Origin of the sequence: Mycetohabitans sp. B2 (genome assembly GCF_021733735.1) — a bacterium.
Taxonomy (GTDB): Bacteria; Pseudomonadota; Gammaproteobacteria; order Burkholderiales; family Burkholderiaceae; genus Mycetohabitans; species Mycetohabitans rhizoxinica.
This window is the reverse complement of sequence record NZ_JAHKSP010000103.1, coordinates 1-285: the sequence shown is the minus strand read 5'-3', so window position 1 is coordinate 285 and position 285 is coordinate 1. Positions and strand designations below refer to the sequence as shown.

The window sequence follows — 285 nt, the reverse complement described above, 5'->3', positions numbered from 1 at the left end:
TGCCCGTTCAAGACGTGGAGAATTTTTCAGCAGTCGATCGTCGTACGTATCATGCGATGCAAACTAGGCGGTTAGTCTACAGCTACTGGCAACGAGCCAACCAAGCCGTAAGTCTCGCGTCAGTCAACCAGCTGCTCAATGAGATGGATGACACGCTCGCCGATCCAGTGCAGCATGTCGAGCCGCTTGAGGCGTTGCGCCAGCGTCTGCAAGCGTTGCCGGAGGCCGAGCAAGGCGAGGCGTTTAAGCGATTGTTCGCAGCCGCGCAGCGCATTCCGAAGCATG

1 pseudogene is annotated in these 285 nt (G+C 57.5%); it reads left to right on the top strand.

From position 1 onward, the window contains the following. Positions 1 to 285 (top strand): annotated as a pseudogene (locus tag KPG66_RS16905) (hypothetical protein); the annotation flags it as partial.